Source organism: Granulicella sp. dw_53 (assembly GCF_018449545.1).
Taxonomy (GTDB): Bacteria; Acidobacteriota; Terriglobia; order Terriglobales; family Acidobacteriaceae; genus Edaphobacter.
This window is the reverse complement of record NZ_JAAVUR010000012.1, coordinates 139,409-163,732: the sequence shown is the minus strand read 5'-3', so window position 1 is coordinate 163,732 and position 24,324 is coordinate 139,409. Positions and strand designations below refer to the sequence as shown.

Genomic DNA, 24,324 nt, shown 5'->3' with positions numbered 1-24,324 from the left:
TCGCTCGTATCTAAATTGTTACTGACTATGACGATGCTTCGAGGCTGGTATGTTCATGACAAACTTCCACTGATCACTCTCACGAGGAGAAAGCCGCGCTCAAAAGTTTGGGTCGAAGTTGAAGTAGATCGGGTTCGACAATCCGACCATATTTCCGCTCATCGCCATGGATTCGGGGACCTGCGGATAGGCTGTTGGAGGGCCCTCGACCGTGACACGGTAGTAGGTTCTGCCGAGTAATGCCGGGGTGTCCGTGAACTCGACCATAGGTATCTTACCGATGGCCTGGAAGGTGCCGAACTTGTTGCCGTCCTTCACTACATTCACGGTATAGGACGCGGTTGGAACTGTGTTTCCTGTGAGCTGAACACGGAACTTGACGGGCTTGCCTGTTGACTTGGTGTTGTCGCCCATCATCATGTCCATCTTGCCGTCCTGATCGAGATCAGCGTAGAACTCGACGCGAGGGGCATATGGATTCGCGCTGACGGAGACTCGACCGCCGGTAAGGGTGTCTACGACTGCTTGCGAGGTCCGCGCGGGGGCAAAGACCCAGGTAGTCGGCGTTCCAATGTAGTTGGATTTAGCCTGAAAACTATTTTTGGTTGCCTTGTCGGGCGTCTCCGGAGCGCCGTGATGGGCGTCGCTTCCGCCTCTACCGGTCAACTTGCGACCCGATGAGAGCATGTCGTCCCAAATCATGATTGCGTTGGCATTCTTCGGCCAGTAAGAAGAGTTCCAAACTTCGATCGAGTCGACCATATCGTAGGAGTATCCAAAGTGATCCTTTCCGCTGGGATGGTTGGCCGATAGATGGATTCCAAGTTCCTTCTTCACCGCTCCGACTACCACGTCGCGTTGATCGCGAACGTCGTATAGCCGCTGGTGATCGTATGGTCTGGCAGAGAAAGCATTGCCGTGGCCGCGAGTCGTCGTCCATTCCGCGCCGTACAGAAGCAGGACGGAATCTGACTTGAACTCGGGATCGGTCCAGGTGTTGTGCGCGACGTCGCCGAGTACGTGGTTGTCGTGGTCCGTGATGCAGAGGTAGTCCATGCCGACGGATTTGGAGAAGGAGATGATCGTTGCGACGGAGTTGTTGCTGGATTCCTTGCTATGCCTGGAGTGCACATGGAGGTCGCCTTTTAACCACTCACCTCCGGTCAGGCTGGCGATGGGTGGCAGCACACCGATCTCTATTGGCGCCCATGGATCTGTGTGGCTTGACTGCCCTATCGCCAAACTTGTGAGACAGCCTGCCATGATCAAACCAGCCACGAAAACACTTCTGTGCATATTCAATTCCTTTCAGGAGGTACCTAGGCTATGTTCTATCTGCCTTGCCTTAGTTCATGCGGCAAGTGCGGCAGCGAATTGTTTTGAATGAAGGATATTGGCAAGAGTCTTCCCACAAGGCTGAAGACGTTGCGAGATCGAATACCTAACCCTTTAGAAGTTGATATAGATCGGATTGCTGAGCATTTGGGTCGTGTCGTTAGCATCCACCACTACGAAGCGAAGCCAATGGCGGCCTTCTATCCCGGTCCAGTGGAAGCCTGGGGTGGCGTCATCGGCGCTTAAAGTTTGTGGGTTTCCGGCGGCTTTGCCGTCCACGAACATTTTGAGTTGAGAGCCATTGCAGCCTGCGACGTGAATTGTTAGTTCGACCTGTTCTCCGTTTTCTGCGCGGAGGGTATCTCCCATGTGAGCAGAGGTCTTCGAGGTGTGAGCCTCTATCTCAAGGAGACGATTCCGCGAGCCGGCGAGATCGATGAAGACATGACCAGCGCGAATGCCTGCCAAGATACTGGCGACGGAGAGGTCCTGTGCCATGACGGCAGTAGTAGGATGCCCGATCGCCGTGGGGATATCGTCGCCATAGGGTGAGCTGTGGTTGTCAGATCCGCCGATGGCAGTCAGACGATGGCCTTGCGCGATCTGCTCGTCCCAGAAGCGATCCATGACACGGTTGGCATTGACCACCTCGACTCCAGCGAATTTACTGAGGTCCGTAGGAGTTGGTGGAGTCCATCCACATCCGCGGCAGCGTTCGTCCGTAGGGGACATCGGATGGTTGATCGATACGATGCCGCCTTGTGCAAGGATGTCCGCTACGACCTGATCGATTGTTCGGCCACCCTTTTCCGCGACGCGATAGTCGACATATTGCGTGATGCCGAATGCGTTGAAGTGTCCATAGAACGTGGTCATCTCGCGGCCGGGAATCAGAAGCATCTTGCTGAAGTAGGGTTGGAGCTCACGCATCTCTGCGTAGTGAGCCAGGGAGTTGTGGTCGGAGATGGCGATAAAGTCGAGGCCACGGTTGGCTGCCGCCTGGGCAGTGAGGAAGAGGGGGCACGGAACTCGCACGCCACTCTGGTTGGGGCACGATCCATCACTATGCGCCGTGTGCATGTGCAAGTCGCCTCGAAACCAGCGCGCATGAGTATCGAGAGGCGTCAGGGTGAAACTGGAGTCTTCGAGAGGAGAGTTGAAGCGGATCTCGGCCCGATAGTGCGAGGTGATGTTCGGCCGAATGCTGGAGACTGAGATGAGCAGCTTCCACTCCCCCGGCGGGATACTGCCCGGGATGTAAGAGGCTGTTGCATCTCCGGGGCCGATGGTGAAGTGGTCCTTGTTGCTGCCACTTTGGCCACGAAATCCGTTTGGATCGTGAATCCCGATATTCAGCGTGGTCTTCTCTTCTCGGTGCGTATAGGAGAAGTCGACTGTGATGCGGTGTACACCTACGGGAACTTTGAACGGGACGAAGAAGTGCGTTCGATTCTGATCTGGAGTGACATCCCCTTCGAGCACCAGACTCGGAGTTGGCTGCTGTGCGGGCAGAAGACGCGATGCGAGAAGGAGAAGAGATGCGGAGAGCAGAAGACGGACAAGCTTCATTCGAAGTGCCTTTGGATACGGAATAGAAGAGTCGAAGTGTTTGGAGCCTAGCTGCATTTAGTTCCCTGGCTGCAGATTCCGCCTCAATGACGACATTATTGATGCGCTCGGAGGTGCCCGCCTGTAAAACGAACAGTCTCTAACAGGCAGGCTGTATTTCTCTTTACGAATTCGTTAGAAGTTGAACTTCGCGGCGAATTCGACGGTGCGACTTTCGTTGACTGTTGACGAGATCACACCGACTGAAGCGGGATTGCTGATGGCAGAGCTTGGAGTCCCGAAGTTGGGATGGTTGAAGACGTTGAATACCTCACCGCGAAGCTGCAATCTGTAACGTTCTCCGAGGCTCGTGTTCTTTTGCAAATTCATATCCCAGTTCTGGTAGTGCGGACCCCACAGCATGTCGTAGCCGGAGTTACCAAAGGTATAAGCTGGAGGCGCAGTGAACGCTGCTGGATTGAACCACTCCGCATTGCTCTTATGCGCGGGATAAAGAGGCACACCCGGCACTCGATTGGCACGGCCACTGGCACCGTAGGTCTGACTGCCTGGTGCGGTGTAGGTGACGGAGAAGGGCTGCCCGCTCTGGAACGAGCTGATACCAGCCAGTTGCCATCCGCCGACAAGTTTGTTTGTAAGACCACTCGCCCTAGCGAACAACATCTTGCCCTGCCCTATTGGAAGCTCGTACGCATAGCTGATCTCCAGGGTCTGCGGAGTGATATTAGAGATGTTGCCATAGGAGTCGCCGATGGCCGTTGGGTTTTGATGATTTTCGACGCCCAGCACACGAATCCACTGATACTCGGCATTGATCATGAAGCCATGCCTGTACTGCTTATGTAAGCCCACTTGCAATGAGTTACCGGTAGTGTGATAGATCGGATCGAAGGCCAACGTTATCGTCGAGAAAGGTTGGAAGGGGCGCCGGGACTGCTCAACCGTCGGTCCGGGGGCTGAATAGTTTAGATCGGGTTCCGTGTTACCAGGACCGCCATGATTGTTCTGGTGGATGGTACGCTGGCCGACGTAGCCGATGCGGAGGTCTACTGCGCCAGGAAGTTGTTGCTCAATCGCGAGGTTGTACTGCTCAGTGTAGGGCGTGATGGTCTTGTGCTGCGCTATAGTCGTCGGGTTGGCCGGAACGGAAGCAGTGGCGGCAAATGGCGCGTTCATCGTAATGGTGGGCGTGTCGCTGTTCGTATACGTCAGAGCATTTACGAAGGGCAGGTTGCTGAAGCCGCCGCCATCGACGTAGGCAGAAGGCAGGAGGTTGTAGTATTGGCCGATTGCGCCACGAATGACTGTCGTTGGTCGAATCTGATAGGCAAAGCCGAAACGTGGCGCGATATTTGTCTTGGGTTGGCCAAGATAGTCAAACATGCTGGTGGGCAGACCCACCGACGGCGCAAGCACCGTGTCAGGAATGTAAAGCGGATTGGTCATGGCCGGATACGATTTTGCGAAGACTACAACTTTGCCGACGCTGGGCACGAAGAGAGATTCAGTGCCATACGGATTGTCGTGGAAGCGTTGCAGATCATAACGGATGCCATAGTTCAGTGTCAGTTTTGGCAGCGGCTTCCAGTCGTCCTGGATATAAATGCCATATTGGCTGGACTTGAACCGCACGATAGAATCGTGCGGGGTCGAGTTGGAGGTGGTGTCCGGATCGCCCAAAAGGAAGTCGGCGTAGGCGATATTGGTGAACCGGCCTGTGAACGTGAAGGAGCCGTGCGAAGTCGAGCTATCCTGCCAGGAATCGTTGTAGAGATATGAGACACCCGCCTTGACGGTGTGCTTGGGAAAAACTTTGGTGAGAGCAGTGTTTCCCTGATAGGTCTGTTCAAGATTCTTGGAACCGGCTTCGGTCACCGCTGTAATGTTGGTAATGTTCAGAGTTGGTGCACCTTCAAGCAGTTGTGAGCCAAGGCCTGGGATAATCGAAGAGAAATCCGTCTTGAAGTTCTGAGCATCGCGAAAGAGCGGAAGATGCAGGTAAGAGACATAGCTATCGAGCAGCAGGGTGGGCGAGAAGGTGTGAGTCCAACCGACGACAAAGATCGAGTTATGTTCTCCATCTCGCGCCACACCGCCGGCAAGACTAGAAGTTCCTACGTCAGAAAAGGGACCATAGAAAGCACGCAGCCAAGTTCCGCGAATCTGATCGTGATCACTGATCTTATGATCGACGCGCAGATTGAAGCGAGTCACTTGCGTCGTATGGGCGATTAGTTCAAAGGTATTGACGCCGGTGGTCTGCGTGGTCGACTGGGGGAAAAGAAGGTTCTGCAACTGAACGTCGACCGGATTGAAGGGAACGTTGATCTTGTTTCCAGGGAATGGTTGCTTCGTCAGCGGATTGATGATGACTGTGTTCGGTGCCCCCGAGGTTGCGCAGCTCCCTCCAGCGAGAAAGCAACTGAAGTCACCATTGCGTTCCGCCGCTGTTGGCTGGGTACTGTTCACCGAATTCGATTGCGTGAGATGAAACCCTTCGTAGCTGGCAAAGAAGAACGTGCGATCTCTTCCATTGTAGAGATGCGGAATGTAGACCGGTCCATTAAGATTCGCGCTGTACTCATTGCGCTGGTAAGGCGGACGGGCGGGGGCAGAGGCACGGGATGTAGGAACCCACTGCTTCGCAGCTGTTCCCCTGCTGCGATTGAACTCCAGCACCTCGCCATGCAGCGCATTGCCGCCACTGGCGCTCACAACGATAACCTGGTTCGGCTGATTGAACTCCGCGGGCGCGCCCTGGGTGATGACCTTGAACTCGGACAGGGCGTCGAGTGGTGGCACTTCGCCCTCACCTCGTTGTAGCTCGACCTCCTCGTTGGTGACGCCGTCGAAGGTAAACCCTGCGTTGCCGTAAGAGTTGCGCTGATTGGTCCCGAAGGCCAGCGTCACACCACGGACGGGAACCTGATCCTGCGCGGCGACGTCCTGAACTCCAGGAACAAGATTGATGAGGCCAAGAATACTGACGTGTCCGTTCAAAGGTGTGTTCTGGATCGTCTGGCTGTCGACGACCAGACCGACGGATGAGGTCTCGGTCTGGATGACGGGAGCTTCGCTTGAGACGTTCACGATCTGCTGGTTCGAGCCGATAGAGAGCTGGGCGTCGATCTTCACCACCTGATCGATCGTAAGCGTGAGGTTGTTCTGCTGAAAGGACTCGAAGCCAGCCTTGTCGACCTTGACGCTGTAGGTTCCTGGCGATAGCTGCGTGACGGTATATGAGCCGACGTTGGAGGTTGTTGCCGTCCGAACCGCATTCGTATCCACGCGACGGATTGTGACGACCGCCCCAGCGATCGACGCTCCACTGGAGTCGCTCACCGTTCCCGCAATCGTTCCGGTGATTCCCTGGCCTAGCAAATTCGATGTCGTTAGCGCGAGTACAAGTAGTAGGTTGGCAAGAAAAGCGGAGGATCTGGTGGACCTATTTCTTGGTGGCACTCCCGCCTTATTCTTTCGCTGTAACATTCCTGTAAAAAAAACCTTCACGAAGTTCTCCTCTAAGCAACACAAGGCGTGGATCTCTCATGTATGCGAGAGCGATATCCACTTGCAGTCCTGGTTGAGGCGAGTATTGGTCAGCCGCCACCTCTCCGCTAGGGGTTTCCTTGTGCTTAGAGGTCTTAACACGTCGTCGACGCGCATCTTCTACGAAATCAGTCAGCTGAGACTGGTCTCTTTCGTCTCCGAACACGGGTGTGCGATTGCGTTGACACACTGAATTTACAGAACGTTCATCAAAACGAACTAAACTCTTCTGAAGATGTGAGCTCGAAGTAGACGATACGGATGTTGCTGCCGGTACCGTATACCGATGCAGGAATATATTTTGGGGTATGAGCACGTCTGCGGCAGGTATCGATAGTCACGCCGCTGCGTAAGTTGGCATCAGCGCAGTGTGTTACCGCAGGCATATTCGGACTGCTCGTGTTTGTCTGTGCGCTCTCACCCTCTGGATTTGTGACGTTCCAGAGCAGCGAAGATGATGCAGGTTTTTATATGTTGCGTGCAGCGATCCAGGACTCCAACGCTTCCAAGAGTGGAATTTGCTCGGATCGTATGTGCGTTCTGGCATTGCGCGATGAGAACCAGGAGCCCCGATCGATCTCCGGAATCTCCAGTCGCTTACCGGACTTGGGTGGCCATTCAATTTCGCAGATGTTGCTCTTGAGTTGAGTAGGGTCGCAGTCTCCTTCAACGGCCCAGGCGATGACTACCTTTCCGCTCTTCTGTCGAATTGAACCTAGCTCGATGAAACTGCCGGTTGCTATGAACCCTGTCTCTTCGAGGAACTCCCGTTGTGCCGCCGCGAGTGGCTCCTCGTCATTCTCATACTCCCCCTTGGGGATTGTCCAAGCGCCTTGGTCCTTCCTAGCCCAGAACGGACCGCCGGGGTGAACGAGGAAGACTTCGACCTCGCCTTGGCGCTTTCGATACATGAGCAAACCGGCGCTGCGTTTCGAGGATTTCTTCATTGGTTGTCGAATGAGAGCATTTGATTGTTTGTCATGGTCGTGGCCTCTACCAAAGTCCCGCGTAATTTGATGCGATGATGGCACTTAGAATGCAAATTTTGCTGCGAGTTGTATGAGGCGAGGCGCCGCCGCGCTTTCGATCTGCCCAAAGCTGGGATCCCCTCTCTGTCCGTCCACCGCCGCGGGCCCATAGAACTGCGCATGATTGAAGACGTTGAACGCCTCCGCGCGGAACTCAAGCGATCTGGCGTCCGACAGCCGCAGGCCCTTTTGAAGGGTCATGTCAAAGTTCTCAATCCCAGGACCATAAAAGATTCGGCGTTTCGCGTTTCCAAGCTGACCGAGATTCTCTTCAGGAAACAGCGCGGTATTGAATGCCGGGCGGCCATTGCGGCCGTTGGTATTGATCTTGAGCGCCCCTGGCAGGTACTGCGGAGTATCGAGCAGATAATTGTTCGCTCCATTGCCTAAAGTTCCGAGCAGCGAGTTGTCCGTGTTATCGAACAGCGTTACAGGAAAACCGGTGGTGAAGCGGGTTGTTCCGGAGAGACTCCATTGGTCTGTAAGGCGGTCACTCTTATGCAAGAGCTTGGCAACGGGAAGTGCCAGCGTGTAGCTTCCGACAAAAGCATGCTTCATATCCCAGGCTGAGATAGTACGGCTCTGGCGCGGATCGATCGAATTCAGTTGCTCGCCGAGATTCGATCCCTGATCGATCGACTTCGCATACGTGTAGCTCAACAGGAATTGCGATCTATGGTGCTGATAGCGAAGAGTGATTTCGAGAGCGTTGTAGTTTGAATTGGCGATGGAGCTATCCGAGGTATTCTCTCCGTAGTTCGATCCTTGACCGAAGCGGGTTCCCTGGATCGTTTCTCCCGCACCGTTTGTATACGGCGAGTCCTCTCCGAAGGGACCGCAGCCGGGAAGGCTCAAACAGAGTGCCGGATTACCGGGATTAACCGAAACAAGTGCAAGGATGCGGTGTCCCTGGTTTCCTACGTAGCTTACGGTCAATAGAGTGTCTCCCGTAATCTGCCGCTGGATCGAAAACATATAGTTGCTGGTGTAGGCCGGGCGATTGTTATGGTTGAAGAACGGGTCAGCCGCAAGAGGAAGGAAGTTGGACCAATTGACCGAGGTATCAGGATTCGAGGCGGAGACGTTGTGCGACGGAAAGGGGAACGGAAACCGCTGCCCGTTGTCGACGCCCGTCGCAGCAGTTATGAACGGCTTGGCCAGCAGCGGTGGCCCGGGACTGAGATAGTTAAAGCCGAAGGGAGGAACAGCGTACATGATGCCCGCCGACAAACCCTGAAACGCAGTATAGAAGAGGCCGTAGCTCGCTCGGATGCTGCTTTGTCCGTTGCTTCCGAAGATTCTGCTCCAGATTCCCTGTTCAAACCGGGGTGAATAAGCCAAGCCGACTCTGGGCGCAAAGTTCTTGTAGTCGGTAGGCGCGAGTGTCTTCGGTACGCCGGGATCGCCGGCAACAACCAATCCTGAAGGCGCTCCCGGATAGAGGGTCGACTGTGCCCCGGGTATATAGGTCTGGAGCTGGTTGAACTTCTCCCACCAAGGCATAATGAGGTCCCAACGAAGGCCGACATTGATTGTCAGGTCCTTTCGCGCGCGCCAACTGTCCTGTGCATACGTGCCGAAATAGTGATTCCGAAGATAGAACGGCTGACCAGAGGATTGTGTGTAGTTGCTCGGAGTACCCAACAGAAAGTCCGCGTATGGATTCCCGGTCTCGGTGCCGTTGATGTTGAAGGTTCCGTTGAAGGTAGCATTCGGATGGTTGTTCACCTGATCCGCATGGAACTGGGCCCCGAATTTCAACGTGTGCGAGCCCATCGCTTTGGAGATTCCATCGCTCACGTACCAGGTATTGTTCACCTGGGTTAGATTGGTGATCGGCACTCCCATGACAAAGGTCGGGAAGGTGATGTTCTCTACTCCCTCGAACTGGGGCGCCTGAACGAAGATTCCAGAGTCATCCGCCGATGAAAACCCTTGCGACGCCAGACTGACACCGAGGCCGCCCTTCGGTTGACCGATAATGTTCGCATTGCGGAGATAGCCCACATGAAATTCATTGACGATATTTGCGCCAATGACCTTCGTATCTCCAAGCGAGAAGAGTTGCGCCCGTCCGATCGTCAACGCATCGAAGCCGGGAATACTCGCTCCGGCCACAGAACCAGGGTAGGGGTTATCCAGCCGGTAATCGTCGAGAAAATAATAGCCGGATAACTGGCCGAGCCTGCTATTGAGATCGATGCGTACTGATCCCTTATCATCGCGAACCGTCTGCGAAAAAGCAGACGTAGAAAATTGATCCGAACCGGAATTAGGAGAAGGGATATATTGCAGCAGATTTTTTGCAGGCGCGGACCAGGCGCGTTGGGGGATGACTCCGTTCGGAAAAACCGCAGAATATGCCTCTCCCGCCGTAACCGCGTAGCCAAGCTGCTGTGTCAAGAGGGATGCCAGGTAGGGACCGCTCACGTTCCCGGTAAGCATGCTCGATTGAGTGCTTGGATAGACAAAGTTGCCGCTACGCTGCGCGACCGTCGGTACTGAAATATTCCCCGTCGAAACACCTTGAGTCGTGCGCGTTCCCTGATAGTCAGTGAAGAAAAACAGCTTGTCGCTCTTGATCGGTCCGCCGATAGCACCCCCAAACTGGTTCTGCTCAAAGGCCGAGCGCGTTGGATCAAAGTATCCCCGTGCGTCCAGATTTGTATTGCGGAAGAACTCGAACGCTCTACCGTGTAATTGACTGGTTCCCGATTTGCTGATGACAGTAACGATTCCGCCGTTATAGTTGCCATACTCAGGATCGAAGTTCGTCGTCAAAACCCTGAACTGCTCGATCGAATCAAGATCCGGGATGATCGAGGTACCGCCATTCATGTGCTCCTGGACATCGATTCCGTTCACCAAAAACCCGTTGGCTGACTCGCGTTGACCGTTGATGGAAAGATTGCCAGGATTCAGATCGCCGGATGGATTGATACTGCCTGTAACGCCCGCCATGATGACGGAGTTGGACAACAACGTCGAGATGGGAGCCACTCCCGGCTGAATCGCCAGCAGGTCGGTATAGCTTCGTCCATTCAACGGAAGCGCTGTCATCTGGGCACCCGACACCACCTCGCCCAGGTTGGTCGCCGCTGTCTCGACCTGCACTCCGGTCTCGCTCGTGACTGTCACTGTATCCGATCGCGAACCGATGGAGAGACTGACATCCACTCGGATCGCCGAGGCAGTGTCTACCGTTAAATTTGTCTTCCGCTGCGGCGTGAACCCGTTGGCTTCGATAGTGAGGTCGTAGTGGCCGACTGCAAGATTGGGAAAGGAATAGAAGCCCTGTCTGTCAGAGGTCGTTTGATACGTCGTCCGCTGGGCAGTATTGACCAGTTTCAGGGTTGCCCCCGGAACCATAGCACCGCTCTGATCTGCGACCACGCCGGAGATGCTACCGCCCGTCGCTGCCCACAAGGGCATTGCTACAAGAAAAAGAAATACGATCGATAGAAGAGAAACGTAAACAGTGCTGGGTGGAGAATTCAAACTCGGTCGGAACAAATGCGCCTCACAATCCTGAATAGCGGGAAAGAGGCACAAAAGCTCAAGGACCAATGAGCGATCGCTTCCCGTTTCCGCGCGGAGAAGTTTCACAAATTCATCCTGGGTAGGTCTCCTGATTTACAGGCGGAGTCGATGTTGCCAAACTCCTGACTTTCCGCCTTCCCCGGTGCAAAACCGAGTGGCCAATGGAAAGTCATTGTTCCTGATTACAGTGGCGGGACCACGCCGGACTCTCACCGGCTTCCCTTTTATGCCCTCGCGGGCACCCAAGATGTTATTTACTCTAATGCAATTTAGCACATTGCAAGTCTTAAGGTGTCAAGGTATTGTCAACATCATCAGTGTCTTAGCCGATGAAGAGGTCATTGCGAATCAGCCTCAATGTGATGTTTTTGCGGCTTATTGTTGGATTCAATCCTAGCGGTTCATTCATCGATTTGCTAAATCTGTAGTGGAACACGCCGGTACAATATTGGCATTAAACTTCCACTTTAAGTTGCAAGATGCTGCACTCAAAAGCATACAACTCTGATCCTGAAACCCGTAACCTTGGTGGTCCAGACGACTACTAACGGCGGTCAGAATCTTTTCAGTGGCCATAGGAATGCTCCTAAAGACTGTGTAGGAAGTATTTAGAAGAATTCCGGGAGAACCACTTGATTCAGTTTCATAAAACGTTTGTCGCCATAACAATCGCCTTCGCGGCCCTAGTCTCAGCAAATGCCTCTACCATCACTCTTGGAAGCTATGGAACGACCGCGGTCAATCCAGGTTTTGACAACACTGCTACGTCCTATCTTCCACTCACTTCAACAGTCAATAGTGGGACAGGTGCCACCTACAACATCAGCGCCGGGTCCACATGGCACGCTGCCCTCCCCGGTTCCAGTTACGTTTCGTTCAATTCGGGTACTGGTCCCACCGGTAGCGTCGTTGTACCAAACGGCAACTACGTCTACACCACCTCGTTTAACGCTATTGGAACAAATGCATCCACAGTGGGGACCCTTACCGTTCTCGCAGACGACACCGTCTCCATCTTCCTGAATAACGTGCTGATCCTTCAGGCAGGCGGCCTCATGGGCGCGGATAATAGTTATGCTAGTTGCTCGGACACAGGGCCGAACTGCCTTACACCTCTGACCTTCTCCTTTTCGGGTATCTCCGAAGGATTGAATGAACTCACATTCGATGTAAAGCAAGTGAACCTCGTGAATGAAGGTCTCGACTACTCGGGAACCATTTCTACTGTCCCCGAACCTGCTTCATTGGCTCTCTTTGGGACGGGAATGTTTAGCGTCATTGGTTTGATGCGTCGCTTTCGAGGAGCAAAATAACACTGATCAAAATGGTCACTGGCAGAAGCTAGTTTGCCGGTGATCATTTTGATTGATCGCAACTGGAAAGACCATCTTCCTTGCAACACCTTCTTTTAGAGGCGCCCACAAGAGCTGGTCCGTGGATCGAAGGATCACGGATACGTTGCTGCTCTCTTCGACAACCATTGGAGATGTAGAGCAGGAGAAGCAGTGCGAAAGGAGCGCTAGCTTCGAAAGCGTCACGGCACTACAAACATTCTTTGTCATACAGGTCCGGGAGAATCGCTCGAATCCGACCTCTCGAATCCGACCTAATGATGTCCCCAACGGCGAACCAGCACAAGAGGATTGCGGCCTCAACACCCTGGGACACACCTACTGTGCGGCGCGCTTTTGCCTCGTCGCGTCCGTTAAGATCCGCCGTCCCCTATTTGTTTATGCGGCTGCCTCTACGCGGTCTCGAAGAGCTTGGCGACGCGCGAGCAGATCGAGCCGTATCCGTCTCAGCTCCCGTAGCTGCACTCTATCTGACGCGGTCACGGGATTTCCCACCGTCCACCGCTCAATCTCGTCTTCTGTGGCTTCGATATTTCTTTGGTTGAGGGTCAAAAGACGGTCGAGTCGGACAATTTCGGGGAGGAGTGTTTTGGAATTTTGCGAAGTTCGCACGTACTTTAGCGGCATAGATTTGATCTGTTCCTAAAGAATGAATTCGAGAAGTTTAGCCAGATTCAAGAAGTACGATGCAACCTCAAGTGCAGTGGCTGCCTATAGTTGTGGCGACATCCTTTCGGCAAAGACGAGAGGAAATATCTACCAATGAGCCGACAAAAACTACCAGCCATCGATACCGAATTACCTGGTGATCCACGAACTGTGTATTAAGCGGTCAGTGACGGCGGCCTGTGAGAGATACCTAGACGCTTCGGCTACAGACCGCTTCGACAGATTGCGAGATGCTCGAGATTTGAGCAAGGCGTTCCACGACTGCACCTTTTTGTCATGAAGATTACGCTGTGCACTTCATCCGTCGTAACTACCCACCGACCGCACTTATTGTAGTAATCTCGTCCAGATTTGAAGATGGGCGGGGTGGAGAGGCGAGCCTCGGCAGGGCTACGATCTAGCAAGCTGCATTTTATTTTGAGGTTGAGACAACTTGAATAGCTTTGTTTTGCCAAAAGTCTGCGTCGGCTGAGAGAAGGCGCTTCGAGGCATTCTCGATATGAGTACGTGCGGCAGCCGCAGCCGCATGTGCATCGCGTTTAGAGACCGCTTGTGCAATTGCCTTGTGTTCACTGCGGGTTTCTTTCGCAAGCTCTTCCATACGGCGCTCGTTTGCCCTGGTTACGGCGATACCGCTGTAAAACGAGCCGCCAAGAAAGCGGATCAATTCGAAGAACATAGGGTTTTGCGTGGCCTGTGCGATGGAGAGATGAAACTCGAGGTCCTCGGCGACCGCGTCACCGCCTGCATCGCTGGCGTGATCGATTGCCTTGAGTGCGCGTTGAATAGCGGCCATCTGATCCCGCGTTCTGCGTGCGGCTGCCAGAGCTGCTATTTCAGCGTCGAGTCCGAGCCGTAACTCGAGGATATGCAGCAAAGAAGGTAGAGGATTGGTTGCATCGATTCCTAACCGAAGAGGGACGTCCGTTCGGTCTGTTCTTACGAACGCGCCGCGACCTTGGCGTGTATCTATAAGGCCCTCGGACTTCAGACGAGAGATGGCCTCGCGCACAACCGTTCGACTGACGCCGAAGCTGGCGGCCATCATCTGCTCCGAGGGAAGCTGAGCACCGGCTGGCAGTTCCTTGCCCACGATCTTCCGCATCAGTGCTTCGGAGACACGGTCGGCTAGTGTCCGGGTCGAGGATATCTGCTCCGAGGCAAAGAGCGCGATCCATTCCGATCCCTCCCGCTCCGAGGCCGTTTTCGTATTAGGTTGTGAAATGGCCATGTCCTTTAAGCGTATCGCAACTGGTGAACAATCCGACCCAGACTTACGTCCTAGCGGGACGGTTTGGGTAGAGGTGCTATTGCACTGTCCTCATGAACCTTTACGACGAAGTAAGTGAAAGTATCTCCGGGAGCGAGCCGCAGTTGGTGCGGCACGTTTGCCGGTATATGCACAAGATCGCCACGTTTTAGAGAGACGACCGATGCGCCGAACAGACCCGAACCACGATGTTCGCCCGGCTCTGTGACTTTATCATTCTGCATCGACCCTCCAGTCCATAGCTGAGCACTTCCGCCCGCTACGAAAAAGACATCGGCAACATGCTCATGCAGTTCGGATTGACCGTTATCGCGACGAGTAATAAGCATGGTGTAGTGATTCGGGTAATGTTCAAGGACGCTTGGGGTTTCGCCTGGTTTTAGGGCGGCCTTTGTTGACGAGGCTGTCAACTGCTCAGCCGTATAGACATCGATCTTGCTGGTCTGGGCGCTTGATACGGTAAGCGCCATGAAAGTAAATGCCACAACAGTGTTGAGGGTAGCAAAGGTCATGCTCTCTCCATGAACTTGATCACGTCGTAGCGGGATAACAACCCCGCTACGACGTGGCAGTGGGGCAGACTAGAAATAAAGTTTAGCTGCAAGTTGGATTTCGCGAGAGGTTCTTTGGAAAAGAACCGGCTGGCCAGCGGAGGATATCTTTCCTGCATTGACACCCCCGATTTGAGCGTTGGGGTTGTTGAACTGAGGGATATTGAAGACATTGAAAGCCTCGGCCCGGAACTGCAGATAGTGAGTCGCCGATTCGTTGAGGTGGACGGTCTTGAAGATAGATACATCGAACTGCTTTGTGCCGGGGCCGTAGAGAATATTACGGCCAGAATTGCCAAATGTGAAAGCGGGCGGTGCGACAAAGTCCGCTGTATTGAACCAGGCGAGTGGGTTACGGTTTGCTAATTTGCCGGAACCGATGCGATTTGGATATTGAACGCCGGTACCATTGTTGAGGTTTGAAGTCGCCATCGTGGGAGTGTATGGCGATCCTGTCTGAAAGGTATCGATACTGTTGAGTTGCCAACCGCCAACGAGGAGATCTGTTAGCAGACCAGCATCTGGGAGGAATGTGTGGCCGCGGCCAAACGGAAGCTCATAGGTTTGGCTTAGGACGAGACTATGACGAAGGTCGAAGTCAGAATTGCCATAGTAGCTGGAAAGAACATAGGGATTCTGATAGGCAACGCTTGAACCAGTGCCGCTTGTGTTATCGAGGCTGTGAGAATAAGTGTATGCGCCTTGTAAGTGAAGTCCTTTAGAGGCGGTATAGATATAACTGGCTTGAAACGAGTGGTAAGAGGAACTACCGGTCGGATTGTTTTGAGTGCCGTCCGCGAGGTTCGGAAACGGCCTGCGTGCGGCTACCGCTCCGCTCCCGGGTGAAGCAAGATTGATGTTGTTCACGACGAGAACGTGCACGCCCGTCTGACCTACGTAAGCGATGGAAAGTACGTCTTTCTTGGTGAGTTGCGTTTGCAGGTTCAGATTCCACTCGTTCGCGGAGGGGTTCTTGTAGCTGCGAGGATAGTAGACGAAGTTCGTACCGGCTGTCGGATAAAGGGTAGGACGTGCCGCAGGAAATCCGGCCGATATGGGAGCCGCGGCAGCGTAGTTGCCAGAGTTATTATTGGCGACCAGTGAGCCATGGAAAGGTGCGTTGACTGCCTGGTTGACGTTGGAGGTATTGTTCTGAAAAGCGTAGAAGATGCCTACTCCACCGCGCAGAACTGTACGGCTATTTATGGAACATGAGAAGCCGAAACGTGGACCAAAGTTTGTATAGCGCCCGTCTGTGATGTGATTGCCCGGGAAGGCGGGATCGGTTCCAACCGGAATGAGCTGACCGCCGTTCAGCGGCGAGAAGCCAGCAAGCCGGTTTGAGCGCTCAGTCCAAGGAGTGACGGTATCGTCGCGAAGGCCAAAGTTGAAGGTTAGTTTGGGACTGACACGCCAGTTGTCCTGGACATAGTAGCTGGTTTGAAAGCGAAGCAGGCTAAAAAATTGATTGACGTCGAGGGTTGAGCTAATGGGCCGCCCAGAGAGAAAGTCTGCGAAGCCATTGCCGGTGTAGACGCCAGAGAAAGTCATTTGGCCAACGGGGTAGGTAGGAGAGAAAAATGCGAAGCGGCGACTCTGGAAGTCAACGCCAACCTTCAACTCATGGTTTCCTTTGATGAGAGTGAATGCCTGATCCACCTCCCAGTTGTTGTTGACCTTCTGAAGACTTCCGGAACCATCACCAAGGCCGACTGTACCGCCAGAGATACTGATATTGGTAAGGCCAGTGCCACTGCGATTGGCGTTCGGTATGCCCAATTGCTCGGCAAGATTCCCCATTGTAGAGTCGGTATCAATGATGAGCTCGGTCATGCGGGAGTAGCCAAGACGGCCTTCGTAGAACTTATTGCCTCCAAAGGTGCGGCTGTATCCAAGCACCCCCTGCCAGGCTGGGATTTCAGTGGCCCCAGGTCGAGAGGGACCACCGCCGACGGCAGGCGCTGGAAGATAACCGGGTGTAATCGTGTAGGGGTTTTCTTTACTGAAGCGCCCGAAGATTGTGGTCATATTCGAGTGATAGTCAATGCGGGCGTCACCCTGGTGGATATTATTGATGACGGGGCCATTGAAGAGGAAGTTGTTTGAGATTCCGGGCGAGGTCGGTGCGGGATACAGCGCGGCGAGGTTCGCTGAGGTGGGGTCGATAGAGGTTAGCCGGTTGAACGGCAGCGGAATTTTAGCGGCACCCGTGGATGCCGCCGTTCCTGGTACATAGATCTGTTGCGCGGCCAGCTGAGCTGCCGGGGCCATGCACAGACCCGCTGCATTGAAACCGGCCGTGCACAGAGCACCGAAGTCTCCAGCTCGAAAGGCTGCTGTTGGGACTGTGCTGGTATAGGTTTGTGCCTGGTTCTGACGCTTCCCTTCGTAGTCGATGAAGAAAAATAGCTTGTCACGTCCATTGAAGAGGTGAGGGATGACGATTGGACCAGACAGGTTCGCCCCGAACTGGTTCATATGGAACGGTGGAATCGGCTTGGTTGGGGAGTCAAAGTAGTTCTTGGCGTCAAAGATATTATTGCGGACGAACTCGTATAGCGTTCCGTGCAGCTTGCTCGTTCCTGAGCGGAAGGACACGTTGATAATAGCCGGACTACCGCCGAAGGCTGCGGGTGCCGCGCTGGTTTGAACCTTGAATTCACCAATGGCGTCGACTACTGGAAACAGGATGAGATCATCTGCGTCATTATCCATGCTTTGGATTCCATCGAGGAGGTACACCGTATCTTCAGGTGGATTACCGCCGATAACTGCACCGTTGGTACCGCGACCGTTCGTGTATCCCTGGGAGACAGAGTTGGCGGAGTTTCCACGATTATTGACCCCGGGCGCAAGATAGACCAGTTGCGTAAAGTTGCGGCTGTTCAGCGGCAGACCCTGAACCTGATCCTGCGAACGGACATTACCGAGTTCCGAGGAGCCTGTCTCCAGATTAACCGCTGTCGAAGTCGCGTCCACATCCACCGTAGCCGTTGCGCTGCCAACATTGAGTGAGACATTCGCTTCTACACGCTCCGACACCGCGACGTTCACACTGCGGATCTGATCGCTGAAGCCACTCAGTGTAACTTTGATCGTATAGACGCCAGGTTGCAGACCAACGAAGGTGTACTCCCCCGTTGCTGAAGTTGTTGTCTTTCTAGATGAGTTCGTCGAGTTCTGAGTGGCTTCTACCGTAGCGGCCGGCAGGCGTGCTCCCGATATATCCGTTACCGCACCGGTGATGGAACCCACTTCAAACTGCGCGTTGGCGGTGACCACACTGAGAAAGAAGAATGCAAATGAAAGCAAATGTGTTCGATGCTGCATGTTGTACCTCCAAAAATATGAATTTCGTATATTGCGAAGAGCTTCGACCGAAGAGCTGTTCAAGAGCGAACCTTATATTTGTCGATGAAGTCGCGGCGGAGCTCATTGCCCATGCCGGGATCCTCCGGTGCCGGAATTTCTCCATTGACAAGTCGTAGAGTCTCCACATGTGTCGTATCGCTCTTCAGACTGCCGGACTCCATGTAAATGGCGTTCGGCATCGCGAGTAACATATGCATGTTGGTGGGGGCTCCTCCATGGCTCGCGAGCTCTACATTGAATGCATCAGCGATCGCTCCAATTTCCATCCACTCCGTAACCCCGCCTGCTCGACGGTTATCGGGCTGCACTACATCAGCACCGCCTATGCGTAGTTGTTCAAGGAATTCATACTTGCCGTAAAGGTTTTCTCCAGTTGCAATACGGATGTCGAGTTCCGCTGCGAGCGCTCCGTATTCTTTCTTTGCGTGCGGCATCATCGGCTCTTCATACCAGAAACAACCAAGCTCCTGATAAACGCGGCCGCGTGCGAGAGCATCTGTGAAGTTGAACTTCTGGTTGGCGTCAACCATTAAGCGGCGATCTTTGCCAAGCAGTGCCTGCGCAGCCTTGATCCGCTTGACATCGTCATCGAGGGTGTAGCGACCCACCTTGATCTTGACGGCGTGAAAGCCTTCTTCTAATGCTCCTTGAATCTGTTTTTGAAATTGTGACAGGTCGTCGTCGTTATCGTAGTACCAACCACACATGTCATAAGTGGGCAGGCTCGAACGATAGCCTCCCAGCAGACGATAGACAGGCATCTTGGCAACTTTGCCGACGATATCCCACAACGCCATATCGACAGCGGCCATGGCACAGGTAACAAGACCGGAAGTACCGCTGTACTCGGCGGCCCGCCACATCTCATGGCGCAGCCTCTTGGACATAGTGGGGTCCTGGCCTATCAACGCCGGCTTGAGGAGGTTCTGGAGGATACCTTCCACTATCCCGGGACCGCCAATCTCAGCGCCGAAGGAGATGTAGCCCCAGCCCGTGATGTTGCTGTTGGTCTTCAAGCGCAACACGACTCCGCCACCTTCCGATCCAAAGCGATGAATCGCGTCCAAAAAGGGTTTGCCCGGAGGCATGCGAAGCAGTTCAGTCTCCATGGAGGTAATCTTTAGTCCTTCAGTTACCTGCGCGGAGAGAGTCTGCAGTTGTGAGGCAATAGGAAATGCTATGGCCGCAACGGTCGAGGAGGTGAGAAAGTTTCGTCTGTTCAAGATATAGATCCTCAAGTAGAGCTATTTGGATTAAAAAGCGAGCACTTTACGGGACTCGACCTTGCCTTCATCAAGCGTGATACCGAAGCCGGGACCCTTTGGGACGGAGAAATGCGCACGCACCGGTACCGGCGGATTCGCTTCAAAATGGTAGTAAGAGCGCATCTTGATCACGAGGTACTCTGCCAGCGGAAAAGTCATGGGCGACTGACTGAGAATCACATGCAGTGCCGCATGAAGGCTGTGACCGTGCGGAATAACAGGTACGTCATGCACGCTTGCGATGGTACCGATCTTGAGTAGCTCTGATATTCCGCCACACCATTCAGGATCGGCCTGCACGACGGAGAGCCCGCCAGCATTGAGATAGCGCTCGACCTCCCAGCGGCCATAAAAGTGTTCCCCCGATGCGATGGGAATGGATGTGCTTCGACGAAGCGTGCTGAAGGTCTCAATCTTCTCAGGGTGTGTTGACTCCTCCATCCAGCGAGGGCGGTATCGTTCAACTTGGTGCGCCCACTCAAGCGCATAGGTCAGGTCCCAACCACTGAAGGAATCGAACATGATCTCCACGTCGTCGCCTAAGGTCTCGCGCAAGATGCGAACCAATTCCACATTGCGGCGCATGCCTTCAGGTCCATCCCCCGGGCCATAGCCCATGAACCACTTCTGATTACGGAAGCCTTCATTCTTTAGCGCCAGACAACGCTTCCTCACCGCATCTGGTTGGAGCGAAAACCCCAGTGTGCTCGAATATGCTTCGACGGATTCCCGTGTAGGGCCTCCAAGGAGCCGATAGACCGGAACGTTGTAGTAACGTCCGCGCAGGTCCCAGAGGGTATTGTCGACTGCGCTGATTGCCATCATGAAGATGCCATCGCGAGAGTGGCGATTGGACCGATACATCTGATCCCACAACTCTTCACCGGCCAGTACATCTTTGCCGATCAGAAAGGGGCGTAACTGTTCACGAACGACGAAGGCAGCTTCCCGGTCGATGGGGCCGTAGAATCCGTCTAAGCCGCCCGCAGTATGAATGTACAGGTAGATCGCAGATGTTTCGATCTGCTTACTTGGTCCAGACTTATCTTCATAGACCTTTGCCTTATAACCGTCGTAGATGGCAAGCGGTGTGACCTCTGGTTGATTGTCCACAGTAGGGGTCGCGTCGTAATGTCCCTTGACCTGGATCAGCTCCAGGTCCGTGATCTTGAGGGTGTCTCCTCTTCTTGCCTCTGTCCCCAGAGGGGACTGTGCGAGAAGGGTGCGGAACGGGGTAGCGAGGATAGCGCTTGCCACGAGACCGCCCAATAGCTGCCGGCGGCTCATAGCCGCAGAGCTGGGAAAACGGGATGCGGCATATCGTGAATGCTGTTGCATTGACCGTGGCCTCATACGGAAGTTGGGAAGCGCAATCTTTATACGCACATTGTGTCCGCGCCGTCAATAACATTTCATATAGTAGGCTAGACTGGTTGTCATACAACTTAACTTGCCGAAGATCATTTCTATCGGTATGCTTGCGCTGTCGAACTCAGATCCCTGTCGATTCTCTGTAAAAAGTTATTTAGTATGCCGTTCCCAATGAAGGAGACTGCACAAATGCGTGACGTTGGGGAACCCGAATCCCGGCCACCAAACTTGAAGGTATTTGTCTCCCGGCGATTGCCAGAGGCCGTGGAGCGCAGGGCCGAACGATACGAACTCATTATGAATAAGGAAGATGTAGTTCTTAGTCCAATGGAGTTAGCAGAGGCGGCGCTGAATTGCGACTATATTGTGACTTCAGCGATGCAACCGATTCCCCGCTCTGTCTTCGAGCGGCTGAAGGGAACGCTGAAAGCAATCGGGACATTGTCCGTGGGTTATAACCATATTGATCTCGAAGCAGCCCGCGAGTGTGGTGTCGCCGTCTTCTATTCTCCGGGGGTGTTGTCTGAAGCATGTGCAGATCTCGCCGTGATGCTGATGCTGAATGCCGCACGGCGCGCTCATGAGGCCGACGCTTTGATGCGTTCCGGTAAATGGACAGGCTTTGCACCTACCCAGTTGCTGGGGATCAGCCTGACTGGCAGACGTGCGGGTATCCTCGGCATGGGACGGATCGGGCAGGCTGTTGCCCGACGACTAGCGGCATTCGGAATGAAGTTGCATTATCACAACCGAAGGGCGCTCTCTCCGGACGAGAGTATAGGCGCAACCTATCACCCCACAGCGGAGGCTTTGCTAGAGGTAAGCGACGTTCTATTCCTACTCGCGCCGGGAAGTGCGGAGTTGGTGAAGTTCCTGGACAGGCGGCGGATCAGCTTGCTTCCTGCCGATTCCGTTATCGTTAATATTTCGCGTGGCGAGACGATCGATGACGACGCTTTAATAGAGGCGCTCCAAAGCAATCGTATCTTTGCAGCAGGGCTCGATGTGTTTACCGACGAGCCTAACTTCGATCCTCGATATAAAGCATTGCATAACGTCTTTCTTACACCTCATATTGCCAGCGCCACAGTCGATACGCGGAATGCCATGGGCTTTTTAGTTCTTGACGGGTTTCTGGCCTTTGAGCAAGGCCGAAAGGCGGACAATCAGCTATGCTGACCTCCACTATAAGTTCGGGTGGGAACGCCTCCGCATTGGGGCTGCAGGATGACGGTCTATTTCGCGAGCAGTGTTTCATCGATGGCCAATGGTTGGGAGACCCGGTCGATGAAATACTGAATCCACACGATGGTAAGGTGCTTGGTCGTGTTCCTCGCTTCGGCGCCGAAGAAACGAGGCTGGCGATTCGCGCCGCGGAAGAGGCGTTGCCAGCGTGGCGTTCGCTGAGCGCGAAGGAGCGCTCGGATGCTATTGGCAACTGGGCCGACCTTTGCCTTGAACATCAACAGGATCTCGGAAGAATTCTGACACTGGAGCAGGGGAAGCCGCTGGCTGAGGCTCGTGGCGAGATCGTCTACGGCACCTCATTTCTGCACTGGTTCTCCGGTGAGGCAAGGCGAGTCTATGGCGATACAATTCCCGCCAATGCACGGCATCGCCGGATCGTTACGTTGAAGCAGCCTATCGGGGTGGTTGCGGCAATTACACCGTGGAACTTCCCCAACGCGATGATCACGCGCAAGGCAGGCGCAGCGTTGGCTGCGGGCTGCACGATTGTTGTGAAGCCCGCGCCCGAGACTCCCTTCTCCGCGCTGGCCTTGGCAGAACTGGCCAAGCGTGCAGGAATTCCAGCAGGTGTGTTCAACGTAATTACTGGAGACGCGATAGAGATTGGACGGGAGCTTACATCCAGCACAGTGGTTCGTAAGTTGTCCTTCACTGGCTCGACCGAGGTGGGCCGCATTCTTCTGCGTCAGTGCTCGGATACGGTTAAGAAGGTCTCTCTGGAGCTTGGAGGGAACGCACCGTTCATCGTCTTCGACGACGCCAACGTAGACAAAGCGGTTGAAGGGCTGATGGCCTCGAAGTTCCGCAATGCAGGCCAGACCTGTGTATGTGCGAACCGAATCTATGTTCAGAACGGAATCTATAACCTCTTTACAGAGAGGCTGGCGGCAGCCGTCGACAAGCTACAGGTAGGCAACGGCCTGGACGAGGGAGTGACTATCGGCCCGCTGATCAATCACAGTGCCATCGAGAAGGTAATTTCGCACGTCGGGGATGCGGTCGCCCGTGGAGCCCTGATACACACTGGTGGGCAGCCACATGCGCTGGGTGGTTTGTACTTCCAACCCACAATCTTGACCGAGATCTCAGAGGGCTCCGCGCTCCTCGACGAGGAAACCTTCGGACCGGTGGCTCCATTGATCCGTTTCTCGACGGAAGAAGAAGTGATCGCTCGAAGTAACAATACCGAGTCCGGGCTAGCAGCATATTTCTATACGCGGGATATCGGACGAATCTGGAGAGTCTCCGAAGCGCTCGAGTATGGAATGGTCGGAATCAACGAAGGATTGATCTCAACAGAGGTTGCGCCTTTTGGGGGCGTGAAGCAATCCGGATTGGGACGTGAGGGTTCGAAGTACGGCATCGATGACTATCTCGAAGTGAAGTATCTCTGTTTCGACATTTCGTAAATGAAGGTGAGGAAGACAAGATGAAATTGCAAGGTCAGGTCGCGATTGTCACGGGTGCGGGCAGCGGGTTCGGTGAGGGCATTGCAACGCTCTTCTCAGAAGTGGGCGCGAGTGTTGTGGTCGCGGATATTCGGAGTGAATGCGCGGAACGAGTCGCTGCCAGGATTCGGAGCTCTGGAGGCAAGGCCACCGTCTCCGTCACGGACGTCACGAAAAATGACGAGGTGGCCGCAATGGTAAAGCTGGCCGTGGACACATACGGCAGGCTGGACATCGTGGTAAATAATGCCGGCACCACGCATAAGTCGCAACCCATGCTGGATGTGGATGAAGCAACGTTCGATCTCGTCTACGCGGTCAACGTGAAGAGCCTTTACCTCTCTGCAAAAAACGTCGTGCCATTATTCAAGGCGCAAGGGGGTGGGGTGATGATCAACATTGCATCGACTGCGGGCGTTCGTCCGCGCCCTGGCCTGACCTGGTACAACGGCTCGAAGGGAGCCGCGATCCTTTTGACCAAGTCCATGGCTGTTGAATTGGCGGCCTTCAAGATCAGAGTGTGCGCTGTGAATCCGGTTATGGGTGAGACAGGGCTGATCGCCGACTTTCTGCCCGGGGGGCAGGACACCCCCGAAGCACGCGCCAAAGTTATCAGTGGCATTCCATTGGGACGGCTCTCCAGGCCATTGGATGTCGCAAAAGCAGTCGCATTTCTTGCCAGCGACGAGGCCGACTTCATCACTGGAGTTTGCCTCGAGGTAGATGGCGGCCGCTGCATCTAGAAGTTCAGGATGGT

Annotated in this window: 14 protein-coding genes and 1 riboswitch; of the genes, 4 read left to right on the top strand and 10 right to left on the bottom strand. The window is 54.2% G+C overall.

Annotation, left to right across the window (positions count from 1 at the left end; all coding sequences use genetic code 11):
* Positions 1-99: 99 nt before the first annotated feature.
* The 5 genes from HB393_RS18315 to HB393_RS18295 form a co-directional block, all read right to left on the bottom strand.
* Positions 100-1,188: a CehA/McbA family metallohydrolase gene (locus HB393_RS18315; RefSeq protein WP_345945298.1), complete on the bottom strand. Its 1,089-nt coding sequence runs from the start codon at positions 1,186-1,188 to the stop codon at positions 100-102.
* 261 nt (positions 1,189-1,449) lie between these two features.
* Positions 1,450-2,904 carry a CehA/McbA family metallohydrolase gene (locus tag HB393_RS18310; protein ID WP_213806630.1) on the bottom strand — a complete coding sequence of 485 codons (1,455 nt, stop codon included), beginning with the start codon at positions 2,902-2,904 and terminating at the stop codon, positions 1,450-1,452.
* A 174-nt stretch (positions 2,905-3,078) separates the two neighbouring features.
* Positions 3,079-6,285 carry a TonB-dependent receptor gene (locus HB393_RS18305; RefSeq protein WP_255551315.1) on the bottom strand — a complete coding sequence of 1,069 codons (3,207 nt, stop codon included), beginning with the start codon at positions 6,283-6,285 and terminating at the stop codon, positions 3,079-3,081.
* Positions 6,286-6,920: 635 nt separating this feature from the next.
* Entirely contained in the window at positions 6,921-7,400 is a 480-nt protein-coding gene (locus HB393_RS18300; protein ID WP_213806629.1) for an NUDIX domain-containing protein, read from the bottom strand.
* A gap of 84 nt (positions 7,401-7,484) precedes the next feature.
* Positions 7,485-10,913 carry a carboxypeptidase regulatory-like domain-containing protein gene (locus tag HB393_RS18295; RefSeq protein WP_213806628.1) on the bottom strand — a complete coding sequence of 1,143 codons (3,429 nt, stop codon included), beginning with the start codon at positions 10,911-10,913 and terminating at the stop codon, positions 7,485-7,487.
* Between the two features lie 168 nt (positions 10,914-11,081).
* A riboswitch (cobalamin riboswitch) is annotated at positions 11,082-11,282 on the bottom strand.
* 371 nt (positions 11,283-11,653) lie between these two features.
* Here HB393_RS18295 and HB393_RS18290 point away from each other — a divergent pair.
* The gene (locus HB393_RS18290; RefSeq protein WP_218624014.1) at positions 11,654-12,334 is read left to right on the top strand and encodes a PEP-CTERM sorting domain-containing protein; all 681 of its coding nucleotides are present in this window, start codon (positions 11,654-11,656) and stop codon (positions 12,332-12,334) included.
* A 1,120-nt stretch (positions 12,335-13,454) separates the two neighbouring features.
* Here the strand turns inward: HB393_RS18290 and HB393_RS18285 are convergent.
* From HB393_RS18285 to HB393_RS18265, 5 genes are all read right to left on the bottom strand, one after another.
* On the bottom strand, positions 13,455-14,273 hold the full coding sequence (locus tag HB393_RS18285; protein ID WP_255551314.1) for a FadR/GntR family transcriptional regulator: 819 nt from the start codon (positions 14,271-14,273) through the stop codon (positions 13,455-13,457).
* 50 nt (positions 14,274-14,323) lie between these two features.
* Positions 14,324-14,824, bottom strand: a complete 501-nt coding sequence (locus tag HB393_RS18280; RefSeq protein WP_213806626.1) for a hypothetical protein — start codon at positions 14,822-14,824, stop codon at positions 14,324-14,326.
* Between the two features lie 69 nt (positions 14,825-14,893).
* A complete protein-coding gene (locus HB393_RS18275) occupies positions 14,894-18,193 on the bottom strand; it encodes a carboxypeptidase-like regulatory domain-containing protein (protein WP_213806625.1) in 3,300 nt (1,099 codons plus the stop codon).
* Between the two features lie 59 nt (positions 18,194-18,252).
* Positions 18,253-19,458: a mandelate racemase/muconate lactonizing enzyme family protein gene (locus HB393_RS18270; RefSeq protein WP_213806624.1), complete on the bottom strand. Its 1,206-nt coding sequence runs from the start codon at positions 19,456-19,458 to the stop codon at positions 18,253-18,255.
* A gap of 30 nt (positions 19,459-19,488) precedes the next feature.
* On the bottom strand, positions 19,489-20,838 hold the full coding sequence (locus tag HB393_RS18265) for an enolase C-terminal domain-like protein (RefSeq protein WP_255551313.1): 1,350 nt from the start codon (positions 20,836-20,838) through the stop codon (positions 19,489-19,491).
* 192 nt (positions 20,839-21,030) lie between these two features.
* On the opposite strand from HB393_RS18265, the gene HB393_RS18260 reads away from it, so the two are divergent.
* From HB393_RS18260 to HB393_RS18250, 3 genes are read left to right on the top strand one after another with little or no spacing between them, the layout of a single operon-like run.
* On the top strand, positions 21,031-22,050 hold the full coding sequence (locus HB393_RS18260) for a D-glycerate dehydrogenase (RefSeq protein WP_345945296.1): 1,020 nt from the start codon (positions 21,031-21,033) through the stop codon (positions 22,048-22,050).
* Positions 22,044-23,528, top strand: a complete 1,485-nt coding sequence (locus HB393_RS18255; protein WP_213806622.1) for an NAD-dependent succinate-semialdehyde dehydrogenase — start codon at positions 22,044-22,046, stop codon at positions 23,526-23,528. The genes HB393_RS18260 and HB393_RS18255 overlap by 7 nt, the downstream gene beginning before the upstream one ends.
* Positions 23,529-23,548: 20 nt before the next feature.
* The gene (locus HB393_RS18250) at positions 23,549-24,310 is read left to right on the top strand and encodes an SDR family oxidoreductase (protein WP_213806621.1); all 762 of its coding nucleotides are present in this window, start codon (positions 23,549-23,551) and stop codon (positions 24,308-24,310) included.
* Positions 24,311-24,324: the final 14 nt, after the last annotated feature.

Coding starts and splice junctions, on each gene's coding strand:
- HB393_RS18310 (WP_213806630.1), bottom strand. CDS start 2,904: ATGAAGCTTGTCCGTCTTCTGCTCTCCGCATCTCTTCTCCTTCTCGCA.
- HB393_RS18300 (WP_213806629.1), bottom strand. CDS start 7,400: ATGAAGAAATCCTCGAAACGCAGCGCCGGTTTGCTCATGTATCGAAAG.
- HB393_RS18295 (WP_213806628.1), bottom strand. CDS start 10,913: ATGCCCTTGTGGGCAGCGACGGGCGGTAGCATCTCCGGCGTGGTCGCA.
- HB393_RS18285 (WP_255551314.1), bottom strand. CDS start 14,273: ATGGCCATTTCACAACCTAATACGAAAACGGCCTCGGAGCGGGAGGGA.
- HB393_RS18280 (WP_213806626.1), bottom strand. CDS start 14,824: ATGACCTTTGCTACCCTCAACACTGTTGTGGCATTTACTTTCATGGCG.
- HB393_RS18275 (WP_213806625.1), bottom strand. CDS start 18,193: ATGCAGCATCGAACACATTTGCTTTCATTTGCATTCTTCTTTCTCAGT.
- HB393_RS18265 (WP_255551313.1), bottom strand. CDS start 20,838: ATGCAACAGCATTCACGATATGCCGCATCCCGTTTTCCCAGCTCTGCG.
- HB393_RS18260 (WP_345945296.1), top strand. CDS start 21,031: ATGCCGTTCCCAATGAAGGAGACTGCACAAATGCGTGACGTTGGGGAA.
- HB393_RS18255 (WP_213806622.1), top strand. CDS start 22,044: ATGCTGACCTCCACTATAAGTTCGGGTGGGAACGCCTCCGCATTGGGG.
- HB393_RS18250 (WP_213806621.1), top strand. CDS start 23,549: ATGAAATTGCAAGGTCAGGTCGCGATTGTCACGGGTGCGGGCAGCGGG.